Origin of the sequence: Streptomyces sp. 13-12-16 (assembly GCF_002114215.1) — a bacterium.
Taxonomy (GTDB): domain Bacteria; phylum Actinomycetota; class Actinomycetes; order Streptomycetales; family Streptomycetaceae; genus Streptomyces.
In genome coordinates this window covers 1,947-5,767 of the sequence record NZ_NCTE01000933.1, presented here as the reverse complement: position 1 = coordinate 5,767, position 3,821 = coordinate 1,947, and the positions used below count along the sequence as shown (strand labels likewise).

Here is a 3,821-nt window from a genome sequence, read left to right as displayed (position 1 = left end):
CCGCGGCCGTGGTGCTGCTCGCGCACCGGGCGGTGCGCGGGGCGGCGATGCGCCGCAGGCTGGCGGAGTGGGAGCGGGGCTGGGCCCGCACCGGGCCCGAGTGGACGCACCGCGGCGTCTGAGCCGGCGGCCGCCTTCCGTCCGCCACCTCCCGCCGGCACCCTGGCAGCAATCGCTTTCCATGCCCACCACCTGGGACTTTCCCCAGAGACTCTGGCGATGGCGCCGATGATCCACGTACGGTGTCATCGCTTCGCACTGTCTCTTCACGAAGGCGGTCCCTGATGGCCCTGTTCGACCTCCCCCTCGACGAACTGCGCGAGTACCGCAGCGCGTCCACCGCGCCCGAGGATTTCGACGCGTTCTGGTCCAAGACGCTCGCCGAGGCGCGCGAGCACGATCTGGACGCCCGTTTCGAGCCGGTCGACACGGGGCTGTCGACGGTGCGCGTCCTCGACGTGACGTTCGCCGGGTTCGGCGGTCACCCCGTCAAGGGCTGGCTGGTGCTGCCCGCCGGCGCCGACGCCCCGCTGCCGCTGGTGGTGGAGTTCATAGGCTACGGCGGTGGCCGCGGGCTGCCGCACGAGCACCTGCTGTGGGCGTCCACGGGCCGGGCCCACTTCGTGATGGACACCCGGGGCCAGGGCAGCGCCTGGGGCGCCGGCGGCGGTACGGCCGACCCGGTGGGCGGCGCTCCGGCGTACCCCGGTTTCATGACGCGCGGCATCGACGCCCCCGAGAACTACTACTACCGCCGGGTGTTCACGGACGCCGTACGGGCGGTGGAGGCGGCGCGGTCGCATCCACTGACCGACGCGAGCCGCACGGTCGCCGTGGGCGGCAGCCAGGGCGGGGGCATCACCATCGCGGTGGGCGGGCTGGTCCCGGACCTGGCCGGCATCGCGCCGGACGTGCCGTTCCTCTGCGACTTCCCGCGCGCGACGACGCTCACCGACCGGCAGCCGTACCGGGAGATCGGCTCCTACCTGAAGACGCACCGCGGCCGCTTCGAGGACGTCCTGCGCACGCTGTCCTACTTCGACGGCGTGCACTTCGCCGCCCGCGGCAGTGCGCCCGCCCTGTTCTCGGCGGCTCTGGAGGACCAGACCTGCCCGCCCTCGACGGTGTTCGGGGCCTTCAACGCCTGGGCGCACGACGACAAGGCGATCGAGGTGTACGACTTCAACGACCACGAGGGCGGCGGCGCGTTCCAGGAGGCGGCCAAGCTGCGCTGGATGCGCTCGCACGCCTGAGGGGACCGTACGGTTCCGGCCGAACTGCCGGACCGCTCTTCCCTGGTGGTGTAGACCAATGGTATTTGTGATGGCGCAACGAGCCCGCACGGCTACGGAACGTCACCAACAGGAGGCGCGGTATGGCCCGCACCACCCCGCACCACCACTCGCCCGTCGAAGGTGCGCCCCTCTACCGGAGGATCGCCACGGAGTTGCTCGGCGAACTGCTGGACGGAACGATTCCGCCCGGTGAACGCCTCCCCGGCGAGCGGCAGTTGGCCGAGCACTTCGAGGTCAGCAGGGAGACCGTACGGCAGGCGCTGCAGGTGCTGCGCCGTGACGGACTGGTCGCCACCGACCGGCGGGGCAGCCACGCCACGCTGCCCGGCCTGCCGGTGGAGACGCCGGCGTCGTCCGGTTTCCCGCTCGGCGCGCGGTACGCCGAGCGGGGCGCGACGACCAGGGCCACCGTGACCTGGGAGGCCCCGCCGCCCGGACACGCCGAGGCCCTGGGAGTGGCCCCGGCCCGGCCGACGCTGGTGCACCGCTACCGGTCGGCGTCGGCGGACGGGCGGGAGCTGCGGGCGGCGGTGACATCGTTTTCCGCCGTGGCGCTCGCGGAGGTCGAGGAACTGGGCCGCTACCGCGACCGGGCCGACGGCACCGGCGCGGCGGAGCTGCGGCGGGCCTACGACTGGATGCGCCGGGCGGGCCTGACCCTGCATCACCGCGACACGATCACACCGGTCGCGGGGACGCCGTCGGTCCGGGTCACCCGGCGGGTGCACGACCAGTACGCCCGCCCGCTGGAGATCACCGAACTCGTCATGGACGCCCAGGAGGACGTCCTGGTCTACGAGTTCACGGTCCCGGCGGCGGTCTGACCGGGTCCGGCGCGCCCGGCGACGACCAGCCGGACCCGTGGACTGCCGTCCCGGCGCCGTCCGAACTCGGACAGTGCCCACGACTCCACCCGGAACCCGGCCCGGGCCAGCTCGCGCCGCACGGCACCGAAACGGAAGGCGCGGTAGTACATGACGAACGGCGGGCGCCACACCGCGTTGCGCACCCGCATCACGGCGTCGAACCCCAGCAGCATCCCGTACGCGAGCGAGCCCGGCCGGGGCGGCGCGACCACGGGGAAGACGAAGCGTCCGCCCGGCCGGAGCACCGAGTGGACCTGCGCGAACAGCCCCGGCAGTTCACGGGGCAGGAAGTGGCCGAACGCGCCGAAGCTGACCACGAGGTCGAAGACCGGGCCGAACGGCAGTGCCCGCGCGTCCGCCCGCACCCAGCCGACCGCCGGCCCCGGCGGCCGGACGCGCTCCCGCGCGACGGTCAGCATGCCGGTGCTGAAGTCCACTCCGGTGACGCTCCCCCGGCACACCTGCCGCAGTACGTCGACGCCCGCACCGGTGCCGCAGCACAGATCGAGCCCGGCCTCGAAGGGCCCCGCCCGCCGCAGCGCCTCCACGGTGGCGTCGAGCACCGGGTCGGGCGTGCGGAAGGGGGTGTGGTCGAACTTCGGCGCGAGGAGGTCGTAACCGCGTTCCACGGACGACAGCGCCTGGACGGCGAGTTCGCGCAACCGGGGGCCTTCGGGGCTGAACATCCGGTCAGCCTAGGGGAGCGCGGCCGCGCACCACGGCCAGCACCCGCTCGCACCAGCGCAGATTCTCCTCCTCGAAGGCGATTCCGCCCAGCAGGGTGAGGTACGGTCCGACCCGGTCGGCCTCGCTCAGGTACTCCTCCTCGGAGCGGCCGTCCAGCAGGCGTTCGCGTACGCGCGCGTAGCGGGCGAGTTTGCCGCGCGCCCACGCCATCCGTTCCTCGAGCAGCGCGGCCGTGGCCCCGGGGTCCGTGCCGTCCATGGCCTGGATCTTGATCAGGAGTTCGTCGCGGATGGCGGTGGGCCGCCGGGGCGGCTCGGTGGCGAAGGCGCGCAGGTCGTCGCGGCCGGCTTCGGTGAGGGTGAACATCCGCTTGTCCGGGCGCCGTTCCTGCCGTACCACCCGGGCCTCGACGAGCCCGTCCCCCGCCAGCCGCTCGAGTTCCCGGTAGAGCTGCTGGGGTGTGCAGACCCAGAAGTTGGCGAACGAGACGTCGAAGATCTTGGACAGCTCGTAGCCCGAGGCCTCACCCTCCAGGAGGGCGGCCAGGACGGCGTACTTGAGGGACATGTGGACACGTTAGCAGCGGGTGATTATTGTCATCCGCACCTATTCAACAAATTGCCTATAGGAGCTGCGATGCGAGCATTCCGGGAGGCGGTGGAGGCCCATGACCTCGACGCCGCCGTGGCGCTGCTGGCGGAGGACGTCGTCTTCACCAGCCCGGTCGTGTTCAAGCCGTACACCGGCAGGGCGGTCACCGGGGCGATCCTGCGCGCGGTCGCGGAGGTCTTCGAGGACTTCCGGTACGTGCGCGAGATCGGCGACGCCGACGGCCGTGACCACGCGCTCGTGTTCGCCGCGCGGGTGGGTGACCGCCGGATCGACGGCTGCGACTTCCTCCACGTCGACGACGACGGACGCATCGACGAGCTGACCGTGATGGTGCGTCCGCTGTCGGGTGCGCAGGCGCTCG

At 72.5% G+C, this 3,821-nt stretch carries 5 protein-coding genes; 3 read left to right on the top strand and 2 right to left on the bottom strand.

The features are described 5' to 3' along the window. Positions 1 to 284: 284 nt before the first annotated feature. Positions 285 to 1,253, top strand: a complete 969-nt coding sequence (locus tag B7767_RS32480; protein WP_085575255.1) for an acetylxylan esterase — start codon at positions 285 to 287, stop codon at positions 1,251 to 1,253. 122 nt (positions 1,254 to 1,375) lie between these two features. Beyond that, positions 1,376 to 2,119: a GntR family transcriptional regulator gene (locus B7767_RS32475; protein WP_085575254.1), complete on the top strand. Its 744-nt coding sequence runs from the start codon at positions 1,376 to 1,378 to the stop codon at positions 2,117 to 2,119. On the opposite strand, the gene B7767_RS32470 is transcribed toward B7767_RS32475, so the two are convergent. Next, a complete protein-coding gene (locus tag B7767_RS32470) occupies positions 2,089 to 2,847 on the bottom strand; it encodes a class I SAM-dependent methyltransferase (protein ID WP_085575253.1) in 759 nt (252 codons plus the stop codon). The two genes, B7767_RS32475 and B7767_RS32470, sit on opposite strands and share 31 nt — an antisense overlap. A 4-nt stretch (positions 2,848 to 2,851) precedes the next feature. Further along, entirely contained in the window at positions 2,852 to 3,415 is a 564-nt protein-coding gene (locus B7767_RS32465) for a PadR family transcriptional regulator (protein WP_085575252.1), read from the bottom strand. Positions 3,416 to 3,484: 69 nt separating this feature from the next. Between B7767_RS32465 and B7767_RS32460 the strand changes: the two genes are divergently transcribed. Continuing rightward, positions 3,485 to 3,821, top strand: a 337-nt coding sequence (locus tag B7767_RS32460; RefSeq protein WP_085575251.1) for a nuclear transport factor 2 family protein, incomplete at its 3' end; no start/stop codon positions are given.